The organism is Bacillus arachidis, assembly GCF_030285945.1.
Classification (GTDB): domain Bacteria; phylum Bacillota; class Bacilli; order Bacillales; family Bacillaceae_G; genus Bacillus_A; species Bacillus_A arachidis.
The window spans coordinates 1,676,429-1,696,399 of the sequence record NZ_CP127376.1 but is presented as its reverse complement, the minus strand read 5'-3'; the positions used below and the strand labels follow the sequence as shown (position 1 = coordinate 1,696,399).

15 protein-coding genes are annotated in these 19,971 nt (G+C 35.1%); 1 reads left to right on the top strand and 14 read right to left on the bottom strand.

Translation table 11 applies throughout. The annotated features are described in order from the left end of the window. Nucleotides 1-76: 76 nt before the first annotated feature. The 6 genes from QRY57_RS10190 to QRY57_RS10165 form a co-directional block, all read right to left on the bottom strand. Nucleotides 77-1,750, bottom strand: coding sequence for a ribonuclease J (locus QRY57_RS10190; RefSeq protein WP_286017340.1), 1,674 nt, complete (start codon nucleotides 1,748-1,750; stop codon nucleotides 77-79). Between the two features lie 361 nt (nucleotides 1,751-2,111). Next, on the bottom strand, nucleotides 2,112-3,044 hold the full coding sequence (locus tag QRY57_RS10185) for a response regulator (protein ID WP_286017339.1): 933 nt from the start codon (nucleotides 3,042-3,044) through the stop codon (nucleotides 2,112-2,114). Nucleotides 3,045-3,048: 4 nt separating this feature from the next. Further along, nucleotides 3,049-4,359, bottom strand: a complete 1,311-nt coding sequence (locus tag QRY57_RS10180; protein WP_286017338.1) for an ATP-binding protein — start codon at nucleotides 4,357-4,359, stop codon at nucleotides 3,049-3,051. A gap of 74 nt (nucleotides 4,360-4,433) precedes the next feature. Beyond that, nucleotides 4,434-6,146 carry an oxaloacetate-decarboxylating malate dehydrogenase gene (gene malS / locus QRY57_RS10175; protein WP_286017337.1) on the bottom strand — a complete coding sequence of 571 codons (1,713 nt, stop codon included), beginning with the start codon at nucleotides 6,144-6,146 and terminating at the stop codon, nucleotides 4,434-4,436. 117 nt (nucleotides 6,147-6,263) lie between these two features. Continuing rightward, the gene (gene aspA / locus QRY57_RS10170; RefSeq protein WP_286017336.1) at nucleotides 6,264-7,706 is read right to left on the bottom strand and encodes an aspartate ammonia-lyase; all 1,443 of its coding nucleotides are present in this window, start codon (nucleotides 7,704-7,706) and stop codon (nucleotides 6,264-6,266) included. Between the two features lie 21 nt (nucleotides 7,707-7,727). Beyond that, the gene (locus QRY57_RS10165; protein ID WP_098301725.1) at nucleotides 7,728-8,999 is read right to left on the bottom strand and encodes a cation:dicarboxylate symporter family transporter; all 1,272 of its coding nucleotides are present in this window, start codon (nucleotides 8,997-8,999) and stop codon (nucleotides 7,728-7,730) included. Between the two features lie 509 nt (nucleotides 9,000-9,508). Here QRY57_RS10165 and pyrH point away from each other — a divergent pair. Beyond that, nucleotides 9,509-10,252, top strand: coding sequence for a UMP kinase (gene pyrH / locus QRY57_RS10160; protein ID WP_090692217.1), 744 nt, complete (start codon nucleotides 9,509-9,511; stop codon nucleotides 10,250-10,252). Nucleotides 10,253-10,511: 259 nt separating this feature from the next. Here the strand turns inward: pyrH and QRY57_RS10155 are convergent, their stop codons facing one another. The 8 genes from QRY57_RS10155 to dsdA all read right to left on the bottom strand — a co-directional run bounded on the left by QRY57_RS10155 (nucleotide 10,512) and on the right by dsdA (nucleotide 19,907). Beyond that, nucleotides 10,512-11,723 carry a phospholipase D-like domain-containing protein gene (locus QRY57_RS10155; protein WP_286017335.1) on the bottom strand — a complete coding sequence of 404 codons (1,212 nt, stop codon included), beginning with the start codon at nucleotides 11,721-11,723 and terminating at the stop codon, nucleotides 10,512-10,514. A gap of 110 nt (nucleotides 11,724-11,833) precedes the next feature. Beyond that, nucleotides 11,834-12,979, bottom strand: coding sequence for an ABC transporter permease (locus tag QRY57_RS10150; RefSeq protein ID WP_286017334.1), 1,146 nt, complete (start codon nucleotides 12,977-12,979; stop codon nucleotides 11,834-11,836). A gap of 1 nt (nucleotide 12,980) precedes the next feature. After that, nucleotides 12,981-14,090, bottom strand: coding sequence for an ABC transporter permease (locus QRY57_RS10145; RefSeq protein WP_090692227.1), 1,110 nt, complete (start codon nucleotides 14,088-14,090; stop codon nucleotides 12,981-12,983). A gap of 32 nt (nucleotides 14,091-14,122) precedes the next feature. Beyond that, nucleotides 14,123-15,061 carry an ABC transporter ATP-binding protein gene (locus QRY57_RS10140; RefSeq protein WP_026591718.1) on the bottom strand — a complete coding sequence of 313 codons (939 nt, stop codon included), beginning with the start codon at nucleotides 15,059-15,061 and terminating at the stop codon, nucleotides 14,123-14,125. A 134-nt stretch (nucleotides 15,062-15,195) separates the two neighbouring features. Further along, nucleotides 15,196-16,299 (bottom strand): sensor histidine kinase, encoded by a 1,104-nt coding sequence (locus QRY57_RS10135; protein WP_286017333.1) that lies wholly within the window; start codon nucleotides 16,297-16,299, stop codon nucleotides 15,196-15,198. A gap of 4 nt (nucleotides 16,300-16,303) precedes the next feature. Next, on the bottom strand, nucleotides 16,304-16,942 hold the full coding sequence (locus QRY57_RS10130) for a response regulator transcription factor (protein ID WP_286017332.1): 639 nt from the start codon (nucleotides 16,940-16,942) through the stop codon (nucleotides 16,304-16,306). Between the two features lie 183 nt (nucleotides 16,943-17,125). After that, the gene (locus tag QRY57_RS10125; RefSeq protein WP_286017331.1) at nucleotides 17,126-18,373 is read right to left on the bottom strand and encodes a DUF445 domain-containing protein; all 1,248 of its coding nucleotides are present in this window, start codon (nucleotides 18,371-18,373) and stop codon (nucleotides 17,126-17,128) included. A gap of 178 nt (nucleotides 18,374-18,551) precedes the next feature. Continuing rightward, the gene (gene dsdA, locus QRY57_RS10120; protein WP_286017330.1) at nucleotides 18,552-19,907 is read right to left on the bottom strand and encodes a D-serine ammonia-lyase; all 1,356 of its coding nucleotides are present in this window, start codon (nucleotides 19,905-19,907) and stop codon (nucleotides 18,552-18,554) included. Between the last annotated feature and the right edge of the window lie 64 nt (nucleotides 19,908-19,971).

Here is a 19,971-nt window from a genome sequence, read left to right as displayed (position 1 = left end):
TTTTTTATCTACTCTTATTCAACATTTTACATGTATACACAGTAATATCAAACAGCAATTACTTAAAACATTCAGTTTAAACTTCAATTATTATAGGAAGAATCATTGGTTTTCTTTTTGTATGTGAGTATACAAACTGTCCAAGTACTTCTTTTATTTCTTTTTTAAGAACATTCCATTGACTAACATTTTCTTTTTGTAAATTGTTAATAGTTGCTACAACCAATTGGTTAATCCTCTGCAAAAAGTCTTCCGAATCACGAACATATACAAATCCACGAGAAATCGTATCCGGACCAGAAATAATCTTCCTTTCTGTTTTACTAAGAGTGATAACTATAACAAGCATACCATCTTCTGAAAGCTGCTTACGATCGCGTAAGATAGCATTTCCAACATCTCCAATACCCAAACCATCTACATATATATTCCCTGCAGGTATTCGTCTGGATTTCCAAGCGACTTGGTTCTTTATATCAACTACATCACCATTACTAATAACATAAATATTCTCTTTCTTAACACCAACGGACTCTGCTAATAGACTATGATGATGTAACATTCTAAATTCACCATGAATAGGAATGAAATATTTAGGTTTCATTAAAGTAAGCATTAACTTTAATTCTTCTTGATAAGCATGTCCAGAAACATGCATTCCCGTTGAACTTCCCGATCCATAAATAACATTGGCTCCCAATAAAAATAAATTATCTATAATACGTGAAACATTACGTTCATTTCCTGGGATAGGAGTTGCAGCTAAAATGACAGTATCTTCGGGTAGGATATCTACCTGCCGATAGTTTCCACTGGCTAAACGAGATAAAGCAGCCATCGGTTCACCTTGACTTCCAGTACAAAGAATAGCTACCCTTTCTGGCTCCATTTGATTGATCTCATTCGCTTCTATTAACATTCCCTCAGGTATATTCAAATAACCTTGTTCTAGAGCAACGGACACTACATTAACCATACTCCTCCCAAGCAAAGCAAGCTTTCTATTCGTTTTTACAGCTGCATCTACCACTTGCTGTACACGATTAACATTCGAAGCAAATGTAGAAATAATGACTTTTCTATGAGCTTTAATGAACGCTTCTTCAATGCGCTCACCTACAGATCGTTCTGATGGAGTAAATCCAGGGCGTTCTGCATTCGTACTTTCAGAGAGCAAGGCTAAAACACCGCCGCTTCCGATTTTAGCCATTTTATGAATATCTGGGTATTGATTATTTACAGGAGTCAAATCAAATTTGAAGTCGCCTGTATGTACGACAGTACCCTCTGGTGTATGAAAAGCAATACCAAGGCAGTCAGGGATACTGTGATTCGTTTTAAAAAATGTTAGGCTTATTGAACCAAATTCAATCACCGATTCAGAATCAATAACAAATAATTGCGTTGAATTTTGAAGCCCATGTTCTTTTAATTTAATTCCAATTAAACCGATTGTTAATTTTGTTGCATAAATTGGTACATTCAATTGTTTTAATAGATACGGGATACCTCCAATATGATCTTCGTGTCCATGTGTAACAACTAAACCGCGAATTTTATCCTTATTTTCTTGCAAGTATGTAGTATCCGGGATGATCAGATCAATACCTAATAAACTTTCATCTGGAAACTTAGAACCGCAATCAATTACCACAATATCATTTGCATATTGTATGGCGTACATATTTTTTCCTATTTCATTTACTCCACCTAAAGCAAAAATGGATAGTGTATTTTCTACTGTGCTCAAAATTAATCCCCCTTTGGGAAAACATTCAAATATATTCGAAGTAATATGGAATTCTATTTTTATGATTAACCCATCTAACTAAAGATTATTCTGATTTATAGCCGAATAAATATTTTTTATATTTACATGAAGACGAAGATTTACGTTCTTCATCTAACATACATCATCGTGATAAATATGCTATGGAGTTTTCAAATGAATATGTCGATCACTCTAAAATACAAAAAGTGCATTCACCTAGAATAGCGGAAGATACAAATGATAAAATGAACGACGCAACACTTAACACCCTTTTATTTCCATAAAATAAAAAATTCAGAATTTCAACCACAAAAAGAAGATGCTCATTTAGAAGCATCCTCTATTCTATCTCCATAAATCTTTTCGCCTCAAAATACAATACTTGAATAAACTTCTTCGTATTAATTCTCGTGTGCCCAGATGTTGTTAGTTCTTCCTTTGTCATTTCTGTCATACGCTTACGAACAATTGTAAAATCAAAAAACTTCGGCGCATAACTTTCAAATTTCGGATTCGAAAAATCTGTTAAACCAAGGGAAGCTAGATGGTTCAGAGATTGATAAATCGCTCGGCGCACCCTTTGTTCCGAAGCTTTTCTTTCTTTATCAATTTCCGCTTCTGAGGCCGTCCCCCCTAATTTTTTAACCGTAATATAGTGAAAAATATCTTTCAGTGCTGGAAATCCATATTCAAATGTTTTTTCTTTTTCTTGACCAAATAAATATTCGAGCATACTAAGTAAATCTTTACTTCCATTCTCACCAGCGATTCCGAGCTCCGATAATAAATAACGACCTGAGTCCGCCATTTTTTTCTCTTCTTGCACTAATTCATTTCGAACTTGTGGTTGTTCCCATTGAAATACATTATTCAATGATTTTTGAATATCTTGTATAGATCGTTCTAATCGAATACGTTCCATCACTTTTCGCACAACAGATACAACCTCAATTTTATTCAATGGTTTTGTAATATAATATTCAACCCCAAGAGAATACGCTTCTCCAATTAATTGTTTCGACTCAACCTGAGAAATCATAATTACTTTCCCTGTAAATGATGGTGCAATATGACGAACGGTTTCAATGCCATCTCGAATTGGCATTAATAAATCAATAAATAAAATATCTACCTTTTTAAAATTCAACTGGTCCAATTCAACAAAAGCACCATCTTCCGCTTCCCCTACTACTTCCCCAAGATCCTCATCTTCGATAATTTGTGATAGCATAGAGCGAAATACTTCATCATCATCTACGATGTAATAAAACATCCAATCACCCTTCCCTGGTTAAACTAGACTCAGGTAACCATACGACAAACTTACATCCTCTTTCATCTTCTCCATCCTGAAGGGTCACTTCTCCGCCTAGTTCTGTAACCATCTCTTTTATGTATGACAAACCTATTCCCGTTGATGGTGTACCTGTCTGATCATACTTCGAAGTAAATCCCGGTTTAAATACTAACTCTTTATATTTTTGTGCAATACCAGGACCATTATCTATTACTTCAAACATTACATTTTCTTCTTGTTTATAGCTGTTTATTACAATCGCACCAACACCCTCTATTGCTTCAACAGCATTGGCAACTAAATTATTTAAAATCGACAATACAGTATAAACATGATATTCCCCATGCTCACCTTCTATATTTTTAGAAAATGTTATCTCTTTCCCTAATAACTGAGCGTATTTCTCATTTATCCTAACAATCATTTCTGTCAACTCATGACCTTCTATGTATTCAGAAAGATTTTTATCTAATAAAAGCTTTGATAATCCCGCAAAAATTCTTTGGTTATCTTTTTTTATTTCATGTACTTCCCCAGCAATTTTCAATGCTTTTTTACTTTGCACTTCTATACCACTAGAACTATTACTAGCTTGTAAATTTCGATATAATTGATATGCTTCTTGTGTAATTAATTCTGCATTTTGAAGTGTCTTTTTTAAATGAACAGATTCCACATATAAATTAGAAAGATGCATCAACATCTTTTCATTTTCTTTCCGAACTTGCGCTTCTTTTAATTTCGTTTCATATAAACTCATCATATTTAAGAAACCAAGGGCAAAGAAACTTCGAAAAACCGCGATAATAATCAATTTATTTATTTCGGAAATCATGATCGTTGTACCAAGTACTAAAACATGATAAAAAGCTAGTTCTGACATACTTGCTACAATCTCAATTGTAATCCCAAGACATCCAATTACAATTGGTCTTTGATGGAATTTATTTACCCTACATAACGAAAAAAGACTTCCATAAACAAAATAATAAAAAAAGACTGGATAACGCAAATAAAAAGAATCCATTACCTGAAAAGAACCTTGTAACATCCAATCAATACAAACCCGAAATCCTACTACAGATACTCCAACAAGTAGACCGACTACAGCAGCCGGTATTTTACGTAAAAACAATAGTAAAAAGAAAAAAATTGGTGTTCCAAAACTCACGCGAAATGTATCATTAAACGGGTGAAAATTCAGCTCACCAGCAATAGGAACAACGACCATTAAAATAATTAAAAGGGACATATCTTTTTTCCATAATTGATTCCAATTCAAAGATGTCACTTCCCATTTATGAAATATGTTTATTCAAAAATTAAAACAGGAAAGCCCGCTTATGATATAAACGGGCTTTATTTCTATATTGTTACCTTTTCTACTGCTTTTACTTGGCGATATTCAGGTTGCCACATTGCTTCTTTCACAGCTTTTCTGATATCGTTATCACTGAGTTCCTCACGAGCAACCCCTTCAGCAACCGCTGCTTTGGCTACTTCAACCGCTACTATCTCTGAGATGTTACGCAACTCTTCTACTTCTGGAAGAATTGGTGCTCCTGGCTGACTTGTATCTACCATGCTTGCTACTGCTTCTGCAGCTGCTGCAAACATACCATCTGTCATTACACTTGCGCGAACAACAATTGTTCCAAGACCAAGACCTGGGAAGATAAGCGCATTATTTGATTGTCCGATTACATACGTTACACCGTCATATGTCACTGGCTCAAATGGACTACCTGTTGCTACAAGTGCTCGTCCTTCTGTCCAACTTATCAAATCGACCGGCTTTGCTTCTGCAAGTGGTGTTGGATTCGACATTGGTAAAATGATCGGTCTTTCTACATGCGAAGCCATTTCTTTTACAATTTCCTCTGTAAATGCACCCGCAACAGTTGATGTACCAATTAAAATTGTTGGTTTTACATGTTTAACAACTTCTGCAAGTCCAACTACCTCACTTTGTTCCCACTCGTTCACTTCAGATTCCTTACGCGCATATGGACGCTGGAAATCAAGAAGATCTCCCATGTTATCTGTAATTAAGCCGTTACGGTCAATACACCAGAAACACTCATTTGCTTCCTGCTCTGATAAACCAGCACGAATCATTGCATCTCGTACTTGATCTGCAATTCCAATTCCAGCTGTTCCAGCACCAAATACTACAACGCGATGTTCACATAAAGGAACACTAGAAGCTTTCACTGCTGATAATACAGCTGCAAGTGAAACAGCACCAGTTCCTTGAATATCATCATTAAATGTACATACATGATTACGATATTTATCTAAAATTCGACGTGCATTACGTGAGCTAAAATCTTCCCAATGTAGTAACGCTTTCGGAAACTTATTACATACAGCCTTTACAAATGTATCGATAAATGCGTCATAAGCTTCACCAGTTACACGAGGGTGACGATTTCCGATATAAAACGGATTATTTAATAGATCCTCACGGTTCGTTCCAACATCTAAAATAACAGGTAATACCCGACTAGGATCGATTCCAACTGCTGCTGTATAAACTGCTAACTTCCCAATAGCAATATTAATACCACCAACGCCCCAGTCACCAATTCCTAATATTCCTTCACCATCAGTTACAACGACTAAGTCGATATTTTCAGCTGTTGCACCAATATTAGAAAATGCTTCTTCTATGCCAGAAGGATCATTAATGGATAAATACACTCCACGTGGTTTACGATACTCATGACTATATCTTTGAATTGCTACACCAACAGTTGGCGTATACACAATTGGAAGCATCTCACGTAAATGATCTGTTAGTAAGCGATAAAATAACACTTCATTACGATCATGTAATGCTGTTAAATATACGTTTTTTAATAAATCGTCTGGCTGTGAACAAAACTGCTTATACGCACGGCGTGCTTGTTCATCCAATGTTAATACCGCAGGTGGTAATAACCCTTTTAATCCTAGTTCTTCTCTTTCTTCTTTCGTGAAAGCGACACCTTTATTTAAAATTGGCGTTGCTAATACTTCTACTCCTCTTAATGTTGTTTCTAATGTCCCATTAGAGGAAACTGTAAATTTACTCATACAATCCCTACCTTTTATCCCACTATTCACTGGCAAATAAAACCTCTATTGATTAAAGTTTCACTATATACCATTTCTATATTGTAAACAAAAAAGAGGGGAATGTCCCCTCTTCTTTTAATTTTTCTTTAGAAGAGTTGCTCCCGCAATCCCCGGATGTGTCATTTCAAATGGATCTAAAATTAAATCTAATTCTTCTTGTGATAGTACACCATTTTTCACACAAAGTTCTCTGACAGACTGTCCAGTTGCAATTGCTTCTTTCGCAACACGAGCCGCTGCCTCATATCCAATATGCGGATTAACAGCTGTAATCACTCCAACACTTTTCTCAACATATTCTTTCAGGCGTTCTTCATTTGCTTCAATACCTTTTAGACAATTATCTGTGAAGGCACGGAAACCGTTATTCATTATGCTAATCGATTGAAGTAAGTTAAAAACAAGTACTGGCTCCATAACATTTAGTTCTAATTGACCCGCTTCTGAAGCAAGGCAAATTGTATGATCATTACCGATTACTTGGAACGCGATTTGGTTAATCACTTCTGGCATAACAGGGTTTACTTTTCCTGGCATAATAGATGAACCTGGTTGACGAGCTGGAAGCATAATTTCTGCAAGCCCAACACGTGGCCCTGATGCCATTAGACGAAGGTCATTCGCAATTTTAGACATATTCATCATACATACTTTTAGCGCTGCTGACACTTCTGTATATGCATCTGTATTTTGCGTTGCATCTACTAAATCTTCCGCTCCAACAAGAGGTAATCCACTGATTGATGCTAAATGTTTCACTACTGATTCAATGTATTCAGGATCTGCATTTAATCCTGTACCAACTGCTGTCGCTCCCATATTTACTTCATATAAATGTTGACGTGATTGCTGAATTCGCTTTATATCACGTTCGATTACACGAGCGTATGCTTTAAACTCCTGTCCAAGACGAATTGGTACAGCGTCTTGTAAATGCGTACGTCCCATTTTAATCACATGATCAAATTGCTCCGCTTTTAATTCAAATACATCATGCATATAACCGATTGTTTGTAATAACTCTTCTAATGCATTTAATGTCGCAATATGAATTGCTGTTGGGAATGCATCATTCGTTGACTGCGCCATATTCACGTGACTATTTGGACTAACATAATGATAGTCTCCCTTTTCCATCTCTAATAATTCAAGGGCACGATTAGCAATGACTTCATTTGCATTCATATTCATAGAAGTTCCTGCTCCGCCTTGGATTGGGTCAACAATAAAATGCTCATGCCATTTTCCATCCAAAATTTCTTGTGCGGCTTCTGCAATAGCACCGCCTTTGTTTAATTCCAATCGTCCTACATCTGTGTTCGCAAGTGCCGCTGCTTTTTTAACAATCGCAAAGGCTTTAATTAAACCTTCATGAATTTTATAACCTGTAATTGGAAAGTTCTCTACAGCACGCATTGTTTGAACTCCATAATAAGCATGCATTGGTACTTCTTTTTCACCTAAAAAATCTTTTTCAATTCGAACATCTTTTGTAGTTTCAGTTAATGTTGCCACCATAACTCACTCCTCATCCATTTCTTATGCTGCTTCTGTTTGTTTGACAGTTTCTACATATTGTTTTGCTTTCTCATGATCAAATTCGCCTTCCCATTTTGACAATACAATAGCTGCTAATGCATTCCCTAACACATTGACGGATGAGCGAATCATATCTAAAATACGGTCGATACCAGCAATTAAAGCGATACCTTCAAGCGGTAGTCCCATGGATCCTAATGTTGCAAGTACAACAACAAATGAAGCACCTGGTACCCCTGCCATACCTTTTGATGTTAACATTAAAACAAATAACAATGTAATTTGTTCCGTTATCGACATGTGTACACCATACATTTGTGCGACGAATAATGCCGCCAACGCTTGATAAATTGCTGATCCTGTTAAGTTAAATGTATAACCTGTTGGAATAACGAAAGAAGCAACTGCCTTCGGACAACCGAATTCTTCCATTTTTCTCATTATATTAGGTAAAACAGCTTCTGAACTTGCTGTCGTAAACGAAAGAATAAGTTCTTCTTTTAAAACTTTCATTAATGTGAAAATGTTTACTCCTACCATACGTGCATTAATACCTAATACAACAATAACAAATAGTATAACAGTTACATACACAGCTAGCACTAATTTTCCTAAAGGAAGTAGTGTTGCCACACCGAATTTTGCAACCGTAACAGCAATTAATGCAAATACACCGAATGGTGCAAACTTCATAACTTGATTTGTAACCCAAAACATCGCTTCGAGCACACCTTCAAAGAAATTAAACACCGGTTTTCCTTTTTCTCCAATTGCTGCAACTCCTAAACCAAACAACACAGAGAAGAAAATAATTGGTAATAAATCTCCTTGTGCAATTGATTCGAATACATTCTTTGGTACAATGTGAACAATCGTTTCTGCAAAACCTTTTTTCTCTGTTGCATCAGCCGTCTGCTTGTATGATGAAATATCAGTTTGCTGTAAGTTATTCATATCAACGCCCGTTCCTGGATGGAACAGGTTCGCTGCAATTAATCCCATTAAGATTGCAATTGTTGTGATAATTTCAAAATAGAGAATTGTCTTTCCGCCTAATTTCCCAAGCTTTTTCATATCCCCTACACCAGCTACTGCAACAATCAGTGCAGAAATAACGATTGGTACTACAATCATTTTAATTAAATGAATAAATATATCTCCAATTGGTGTGATATAAGAAATTGCTGTTTTATTGCCATAAAAGATTGCCCCTACTACAATCCCTAAAACAAGCGCAACAAAAATCTGTGTTGCTAATCCGAATTTTTTCATATATTTTCATCCCTTCATGCGAACGCTTTCAATTTGTATTTATAAAAGCTTAATCACATGATATAAGTAAACCTACAAAATCAGACAAAAACCTACAGGTTCGTCACAAAAAATTCAATTTTTTTCTTCATTTTTTCATTGACATCCCTTGAAGATAAAAATGAAAATAACATTACTGAATCATCCGATTTCTTTATATAATCTAAAAGATAAGTTTATTTAACATAACTAATGTGAAAAGGAGTGGATGTTATGAAGAACCATACGAAAGGTTTCCTTATAACTCTTCCTTTTCTATTTCATTTTCTCGCAAAGGAGCAAAGGCATTCGCCTCTGCTCCTTTTTTATTACAACTTCATACACTTCTAACATACAGAATAGTGCCACATGAGCAAAACAATTAGGTTAGGAATAAACTACCTATAAGAACCCCATATGATGAGGATGAATTCTCAGTGATGGTTCCGGACTCACTGAAAAAACTTTGCTTTAAATAAGGAGTGACGATAATGAAACCATACAATCGCGTTTTAATTAAACTCAGCGGCGGCGCTCTAGCTGATCCAGATGGAAATAGTTTTGGTTCCAAACGTCTAGAACATATCGCAACTGAGATTTTATCAATTGTCGATTTAGGTATTGAAGTTTCTCTTGTCGTTGGCGGTGGTAACATTTTCAGAGGCAATTTAGCTGAGGAATGGGGGATTGACCGTGTGGAAGCGGATAATATAGGGACATTAGGGACAATTATGAATAGTTTAATGTTACGTGGCGTGCTCACAAGTAAAACAGGTAAAGAAGTGCGTGTTATGACATCTATCCCGTTTACAGCGGTGGCAGAGCCCTATATTCGTTTACGGGCCGTTCACCATTTAGAAAAAGGATATATCGTCATCTTTGGCGGCGGAAACGGGCAACCGTTCGTTACAACAGATTACCCAAGCGTCCAGCGCGCAATTGAAATGAATAGCGATGCGATTTTAGTTGCAAAACAAGGTGTAGATGGCGTTTTCACAAGTGACCCAAAACGAAATAAGTCAGCAAAAATGTATCGCTATTTAAATTATAATGATGTCGTTCGGAATAATATAAAAGTGATGGACCAATCAGCCTTATTACTTGCACGTGACTACCACTTACCTGCTCATGTTTTTAATTTCGATGAACCAGGAGTGATGAGGAAAATATGTTTAGGTGAGCATATTGGCACGTTAATTAATCATGAATTAACAGAACTCGTAGACGAAAAATGACTTTTTCTAGAATAAACAAAACTTTGACTTTAAAAATAGGTGCGGCCTTTGCCGCACCTTACTCTTTCTAAAAAGTATTACCTTAACAACATAATAAACAGCATCCTATTATCCACTATTCATGAAACGCCCTTCTAATAACCGCTATCAATACCATTGCTACAATCACAAACTTTGAAATACAATATTATTTCATTTACTATTTAAATTCCGCACCCAACAATAGAACTATTTTACACACATCCCACATTCATCTTTATTATAAATAGTAATTAAACAGCCATGCTATTCTTTCTTTACACTTCTCTAAAAATGATAAATGATTAAAAAATGATGAAGTCATTTCTTTTGAATCTTGAAAATCCCGCTCTAACACACGATTCATTTGTTGAATCACCGGACCATCATATATATAGAAATCCACCTCATCATTTATATGAAAACTGCGTGAAGTAAAGTTTGTTGTTCCAATCACCATCGTTTCATTATCAATAAGTATTAATTTCCCATGGAACATCCCCTTTTTATAACCATATACAATAATTCCGTTCTCTATCGATTTACGAATATACGGATATGCCGCTTCTTTTATAAGTGGAACATCCGGTTTGTAAGACCATAGTACCTTTACAGAGACACCACGATTTCGCGCCTGGATTAAAGCGTTCATGAGTTCTTTATCTCGAGGGATAAAATACGGGGTGGCAATTACAATAGAATGTTTGGCCCTCTTTATTAATTCGATGTACTTTGCAACAACTCCATGTCCATTATAACTAGACATAGTATGTAATGTTTTCCCTGTAACAACCGGCTGAATCGTTCGCTTAATTTCTATCGGAGTATCTCGTTTCCAATCTAACACAAACTGTTCCTCTAAATCTGTTACTCCTTCTCCTTGTAATCGTATATGGTAATCTCTCCAATATCCAAAGCGCTTTTCCTCTCCTAAATATTCATTACCTATGTTAAAGCCGCCTGTATACCCTATCTTTCCATCTATCGTTGTAATACGGCGATGATTGCGGTGATGGAGTGAATAAAAAAAGAATGGGAACTCCGGTTTCCTACTGTATGTAAAATGTACGCCACTTGCTTGTAATTCCTTCTTCAGCTTTCTTTGGAACGATAAATCATTAATCCAATCGACCGATAAGTATACTTGTACTCCTTCTTCAGCTTTTTCTTTTAATAAATTTAAGAAAGTATGGCTACTTTTATCATCCGAAATAATATAAAAATAAGTAAAAATAGAATGCTTTGCTTCTTTTATATCGGAAAATAACTGATGATATAGCGATCTCCCCTCTACATATAATTGAAAATCACTATAATGAGGAGCATAGTCTTTCCGTTGGTTTTTATCAGCTTCCATTTTCCTTCCCAGTGTTACATCAATATGCATCCAAACAATTAGAAAAATTACTATGCTAATGATAATAGAAATAATACGTAATATCTTTTTCACCATTTTGTTTTCCTTCCGCACAAAATAATTGTCTTCAGATAGTATTTCAATAGAGATTATATTTTATGAACAATTACAAAAAAGGATGTGGCATCATGCCACATCCCCATTTATTACATAAAATTTCTCGCATCATTATTTCGGCCAAACTTATAAATGGCAATTAAGAAGAACGCAATTGCAAAGGCGAACAAAATTAAAATGTTTAAATACAAATCAGAAAACGGTGTCCCTTGCTGTAATTCTCCTATTGTATCTAATAACCAGCGCTGAGGAAGAAAATCAGCTATTTTTTGCACAGATGCCGGCATAATTTCAAATGGAAAGAAGCATCCCGCTAACAAACATGTTGGTGTAATAATGATATTTTGCATTGCATTAGCAGAAGCTGAATTCTTAGCAAATGACACAACAGCTAACGATAAACCAATTGCAATTAAACCAAATATCATCAGTACTCCAATCATAACAAGTAACGGCATATTTGTATCAATATGAAATACATTAGTCATAAACAGTACCGTTACAATGATTTGTACCATCATGATAACCATATTAACAGCAATGTTAGATAATATATATTTCTTCCCATCTATCGGTGTTGATAATAATCGGAAATACGTTCTATTCTCTTTTTCTTTCAAAATCCGTTCTGAAAAACCCACTGCCGAAACCAACATAAACATAATGAGATAACCAACTGTTTGATTCGTCATATCTTTATTTTTTGAAGTGTCTTGAAGTGTCTCAGCTTTTACCTTAAATGAACTTTTTTGATAACCCGCATACATCTTATCAAACGTACTTTGATCCTTTTGTGCTACTTTACTAATTGCAGTTATATTATCAATATAATTATACAAATACGATTTTATAAACTCTGTTACTTGAGCACCTTTAATCGAGAAAATTTGAATATGACTCGGCCTACCATCTCGAACACTTTGCGAAAAACCTGAATTTAACGTAATCACTCCATCAAGTTTTTTGGAAGTAAGCTTTTCTTTTACTTCTGATTCCTTAATCTTACTCACTTTCACATGATTTAACCCTTCTAAAAACTTTACAGTATCATTTGCTATATAATGATTTTCATTATTTACAACCCCAATACGCAGTGTACCTTGCCCTGCATTTCCGTATATTAAAAATGCCATTAATGTTCCTACTATTGGCAATCCAATAATAAGAAGTAACCCTTTTTTATTTTTCAAAAGTACAGATATCGTTTTTTGTATGAGCCATAAAATATCTTTCATGTTATAGCCCCTCCCGTCTGCGTAATGCGATAATCGCAATCAATAAAAACAGTGCAGAAATTCCAAGGTTTAAAAAGATTACCGGAAGTGCCGCTCCTACTTCATTCGCATAAATAATTTTCATAATCGCTGTATTCGCCCATGTTAATGGTGATAAATTTGTAATCATATTTTCTTCAACTACGAAATACGCTCCTCCAAAAATAGAAGCTAATTGTACAACAATCATAATAACCGCTTTAGATGCCTCACCTGTTTTCGTAATATATCCAATCCCTAATCCAAAGCTAATCGCAAGGAATACTTCTGTTAGTAAAATAAGAAAAACTACTCCAAGATGGTCACCCCAATTTGCCCCATAAACAAATTTACTAAAGAAAACGACGAGAAGCAGACAGAGTGTATTTGCTACAAGACTACCAAGTATCTTTCCAATAAAAATTTCAGCTTTACTAACGGGTGCAGCAATTAAACGATCTCCCGTTTTTCGTAATCGCTCTCCGCGAATCAGATAGCTTGCTCCCATCGCTCCATACAAGGCAATCATTGTCGTCATCGCAATTGCATAATAGTCCATAGAACTTGGCTTCTTAGCAGCTTGTAAAGATGTCTCTTTTATATAATCATCATGATTTCCACTTGAAATAACTGTACTAACTTTCCCAGGGTCTACTTGCGCAACTTCCACCGCTACGTTGTACTTATCGACGAATGTAGTAAGCATCCCTTCAACGATACTTCCTTCAATACTATTCCGATCACTCTCATATAACTTCACGCCGTTTTGATTCATTTCTACATAGCCAGCATATTTATTTTGTTTCACTTCTTCTTTTCCATCTACATCCTTTGCTGCTTTTTTAAAGTGAATGCCCGATTTTCCTGTTTCCTTTATCAATGTTTCAAAGGCCTGAGAGAACTTACCACCTGCTTCATCTTTGTATAAAACCTGGATATTTTTAACAGAAAGATTATCATTATTAAATGCATTGGTTAAAGCAGTACCCAAAATGAGCATAAGCATAACCGGGAATGCTAGCATAGACACTAACGTTTTTATATCTCGAAAGTCACTTTTGATTTCCTTTATGGCTATATTGAAGATGTTCAATCGATGAACCTCCCTTTTTTTGCTAATAAATCTTATTTATCCCGTAGATTTCTTCCTGTCAATGTCAAGAATACTGTTTCTAAGTTAGGTGCTTGCTCTTCAAGTGAACGTATTTCTATATCATTATTGATAAAATGCTGAACGATTTTGTTTAAGTTGTTGACCCCTGTATCCGAATTCACTTTAATTACGTTTTCTTCTATTTGAATAGCCTTAACACCACTAATTTCTTTTAATTGATTCACATCTATATTTTCAACTGACTTTACTTCAACCCAAACATCTTTTGTATCTGTAATAATAGCTTTCAATTGTTCTTTCGTACCTTCTGCAATAATTTTCCCGTGATCAACAATTGCGATTTTCGTACAAATCTCTTCTACTTCCTCCATGTAGTGACTCGTATAAATAATGGTGCTACCCATTTCATTTAATTTCCGTACAGACTGAAGAATATAGTTTCTTGACTGCGGATCAATTCCAACTGTCGGCTCATCCATAATAATTAACTTCGGATGATGCGCAATGGCACAAGCAATGTTAAGTCTTCGTTTCATCCCACCCGAAAAGTTCTTTGGATAACTTTTATGTTTATCACTTAGTCCTACAAACTGCAGTGCTTCTTCTACTCTCGCTTTTAATTCTGCCCCTCGTAACCCATACAAGCCCGCAAAGAATTTCACATTTTCATAGGTGGTTAACTCCTCATAGATTGCTATATCTTGCGGTACAATTCCAATATTCATTTTTGCAAATCGATTATGTTTCTCTATACTTTTTCCTAGTATACTAATCTCACCTTCATTACTTCTTAACAATCCAGCAATCATATTAATTGTTGTACTTTTACCAGCACCGTTTGATCCTAAAAACCCAAATATCTCTCCTTCTTTAATAGCTAAAGACATATTATCTACTGCGATGAAATCACCGAATTTTTTCGTTAAATTTTTTATTTCTAATGCGTTCATCATTTCACCCCTATTTCAGTTTCTCTGCTGTTATTATAAACAAAAAGAATGAACCTGCTCAGTGCAGAAGTTCATTCTTTTCACATGAGAATATTCACTTTTTTCATATGAGATCCTTCATCTCAATCATGCCATTATTGAATCGGCAATAACATTGTTACCGAAAATCCGCTTGTACCATCTACAATAATCTTCCCGTTTATGGATGCTGTTCGTTCCTCCATCCCAATAATACCGAGGCCTTTCTTCACAAGATGCGCTCCTTTTCCATTGTCTTTCACTTGCACCTTTACCACCTTGTTAAGTACATGAATATCTATTGAAATAACCGTTGCCTCTGCATATTTCATTGCATTTGTTAATGCTTCTGTTACATTTTCTCCAATGACCTTCCATTGAATTGGAGAAATCGTATCTAAATTCCCTTTATACACAAATGGAATTTTTATTTCATGCTTACTCGCAAATTCATCTATGAATAATTTCATGCGATGAATTCCAATCTGCTCAGTTGGCGGTTTCATGTTCTTTAGTGTAATCCTAATACTTTCAATTCCATCCTTAGAAATATGAATCGCATTTTGAAGTAATTCGGTAGCTTTTTCTTTATCAATTTCCATTAATCTCTTTGCTGCTTCCATTTGAATTAAAGCTCCTGTCATGGAGTGACCAATCTTATCATGAATTTCTTGTGATAATCGATTTCGTTCTTCTAACTTAAATGTGTATTCTGATTGCCTTATGTATTCTTTATTTTCATTTAAACTTTTTGTGAGCCGTTGCATATCTTTTCGCATCTTATCATTTTGCATCTCAAACTTTAATAAACGAGCTATGTAAAGATCTGCCATCGTTAAAACAAGAAAACAAAATGCAGCAATGAGTCCATATGTCATTCGAACACTTTCATCTGTAAAAACAATAGGGATGATCATAATGAAAAAGAGCGGCCATTTCTTTTCTATGTAATAAGATACAATTTCGTATAAGTTCAAGGGTAAAAACAAAATAAAATACGGATGAATCCTCCATGTAAACAAAATTATAATGCCAATTGATATTCCTATTAATATTTTCTTATAAGCATCTTTTTTTAAAATAGAAATTGTCACGTTTACACAAAAGTACGCAAGCAAAGTAAATATAACCCATGGTAAATTCGTAACATTTGAGTGAATATAACTGAACACTATATATAAGAAGACAATTAATTTACTTACAATTAACCAAAACTCCATAAAATCAGTCTACTTTCCCTGTTAAATAGTAAATCGCAATTTGTGTCCGGTGCTCAAGACCTGTTTTCCCTAAAATAGACGTAATATAATTTGCAATTGTTCCTTCTGATATGAAGAGTCGCTTTGAAATTTCTTTATTAGAGAACCCTTTTGCAATTAATGCAATAATGCTAAGTTCCCTCTCTGTGAAAAGAGTCTTATCTATTTTTGAAGCCTCTTCTTTATTTTCCAGTAAATTAGACTTAATTTTATCTAGTACTACGTCTTGCATAACAGTTTGCCCGTTATATACTCCCTTTATCGCATCACGAATGCGCTCTGGATCATTATTTTTTAACAAATAGCCTTTCGCCCCGTTCTTTACTGCCTCCAAAATATACTCATCATCATCAAATGTCGTTAAAATAAGCGGCTTCGTTTTTGTTTCCTCACAAATTAACTTTGTCGCCTCCACGCCATTCATATTTGGCATCCGAACATCTAAAAGCGCAATATCTACATCATGGTTTTTACAATACGATAAAGCTTCTTGCCCATCATTTACCGTTTCTAACACTTCAAACTCTTCGTATGTACTTAAAATAATCTTCATGCCCTCTCTAATAAACGAGTTATCATCGGCTACTAATATTTTTATTTTCATGTTTGTTAGTAGATACCTTCCCCTCTACTAGCATTCACATCCTTTCATTTCCCATTCTGTACTTCCTTACAGATTGTATTACATATATATGAAATAGCTCTACTTAAAAAGAATTATACAAAATAAGAAAAACACCTTCACGATAAACCGAAGATGTTCTCTTTTTCAATACTACATATACAACTATAAAACCGCCTTTATTCCTTCCAAAACCAATCCAATCATAAAACCACAAACAGCACCATTCACACGGATCCACTGCAAATCTTTCCCAACATTATTTTCAATCATTTCAATTAATGTTTTATCATCTAATTTATCAAGATTTTCTTGTACAAGCTTTCCAATCTTGGAATGATTCTTTTCAACAAGATTTACAATCTGCTTTTGCAACCAGTTTTCCATTTTTCGAACTGTTACTGGATCTTCTTTCACCTTGTTCATTTGTTTTGTTAAAAATGGAAGAAGATATTGATTTGCAAACTCTTCTTTTTTAATAAAAATGACTGCTCTTTCCTGCGCTTGTCCTAACAATTCTTTTATCTTGTTAGCCGCATCCCAATTTGTGATCCAACTTTCTTTCCAATTCTCTAACTCCTGTAATACCGCTTCATTTTCCTTAACACGAATAAGTTCTTGGCGAATTTTCATTAATATAAGTTGTCTCGTACTATTATCAGGATCCTGTAAACTACTAATATTGCTAATTACAAACTTCTGCAAAATGCTGCCGATTTTTTCTTCATCTACAATATTCATGAAGGATTTAAGTGTAAACTGCAAGAAGCCATCCACTTTTATATTTTCCATCGCTTTCATTCCTAAGCTTCCAAGCTGATATCGAGCCTCATCTTGAGCCGTCCACTCTTTCGCTTTGACTAACATATAATCAAGTGTCTTTTCATCGTATTCTTGTACGACTAATTGATCAATAAGGACTTGCAATATATTTCCTGTATTAATCGTATATAAATATGTTTTTAATTCTTTCTCAATGACACTAGCTAACTTTTCAGTATCAATTTGAAGAATTGCTTTTTCAGCAATTGTAACAATCCCTTTTTTCACGCTATCAGATTGCAGCTCTCTTTCTGCAATCTGTAACACCATTTGTGCTAGCTGCATTTCTTTCACTTTACTTGTAATACTGTCCTTCGTCAGCCACTCATTTTCTAAAGTAGAGATGAGTCCTTTTGTTACTCGTTTCCGATTTTTAGGCAATAAAGCTGTATGCGGAATTGGAATACCCATCGGATGGCGAAACAGGGCTGTAACGGCAAACCAGTCGGCAAGTCCCCCTACTAACCCCGCTTCAAATCCGCCCTGTGCAATTGCACCTATCATTGAGCCTTGGAATGGAATAGTTGCTGCAAAGCCAATTCCCATCACCCCAAGTGAAATACCCGCTAAATATTTTGATTGTAATGACATTGTATATACACATCCTCTTGTTATGTAAGCTAAATCTTACTATTTCGAAATAAGCTCCTATTGTTACATCCTGACTGCACAAAATCCTATATCTATACTATAATGAACTACACTAAAAATAACAAAAAAATTTCAAATAAAAAACACGAGGTGAAACTCTCCTCGTGTTAAATGACTTCTACTTTTCTTGCTCTAAATTCAATCCTTTTTGATAGTATTTTGACATCTCATCTTTAGGAACCATGCTTCCACCTGTTCCCCAAACAATATGTGTACCCTTATGCATTTTTTCTGTTAAATTATGCTTCAGTAAATAATCCGTTCCTTCTTTACATAATTTCATTGGTCCTATCATCCCTGCTAGTGCAGACGGTTCTAAATGAATCCCTACTGTATCGGCTAGTTTCTTTAACAGTTTATACAACTGTTCATCGCTAATCGTATAATTACCACTTAAAAATGGCTCCATAGTTTTACCAACAAATCCAGATGGTCTTCCTACAGCAAGTCCATCCGCGTCCGTTACATTATCAATACCAACATCTTGTACAGAGATTTTATCATGAAGTCCAGTCATTAAACCGAGTAGCATACAAGGAGAATGAGTAGGTTCTGCGAAGAAAATGTGTACATTATCTTCGTACAATAATTTCAAACCAAAAGCTACGCCCCCTGGGCCACCACCTACTCCGCACGGAAGATAAACAAACAAAGGTTGATTTTCATCTATTGTTATCTCTAACTCTTCCAATTGTTTTTTCAATCTGGACGCCGCTACTGCGTATCCTAAAAATAGGTCATGAGAATTTTCATCATCCACAAAATAACAAGTAGGATCCCCCTCTGCTTGAATTCGGCCTTCCTCTACTGCTTTGCTATAATCAGCTTCATACTCAATAACTTTGACATTTTTGCTTCTAAGCAAGTCTTTTTTCCATTGTTTTGCATCAGCTGACATATGAACAGACACATTAAAACCTAACTTTGCACTCATGATACCAATGCTAAGCCCTAAATTTCCTGTTGATCCTACTGCAATGGAGTAATTTGAAAAGAATTTACGAAATTTATCACTATCTAAAATGGAATAATCATCTTGTTGAGTTAATATGTTTTGTTTAATAGCTAGATCTTCGGCATGTTTAAGAACTTCATAAATCCCGCCCCTTGCTTTAATAGATCCTGATATAGGAAGGTGGCTATCACACTTTAGCAATAATTCCCCTGGTATAGATTGTTGATAATCCTGCTCTAAAGCTTGTTTCATAGAAGGGATTTTCACTAAAGGTGATTCTATGATACCGTTCATTTCTTTTGTTTCAGGAAAAACTTTGGCGATATATGGAGCAAAACGTTTCAACCTTTCTTCTGCATCCTTTACATCTTCTTGCGTAAGTGTAGTTTTTTTTATTCCTGTTTGAAATTTTTCGATATTAGGATTGATCCAAAATACTTCCTCCATCGAAATAACCTTGTTTAGTAAAGGATCTTTCTCTTTCCATGTTTGTATGTCTTTGCTTTCAATCTTCTTCATCTGCCTGATCCTCCCAACATTCTTATAGCAAGTTGAAAAATAAATTATAATTAAATTTATTTTA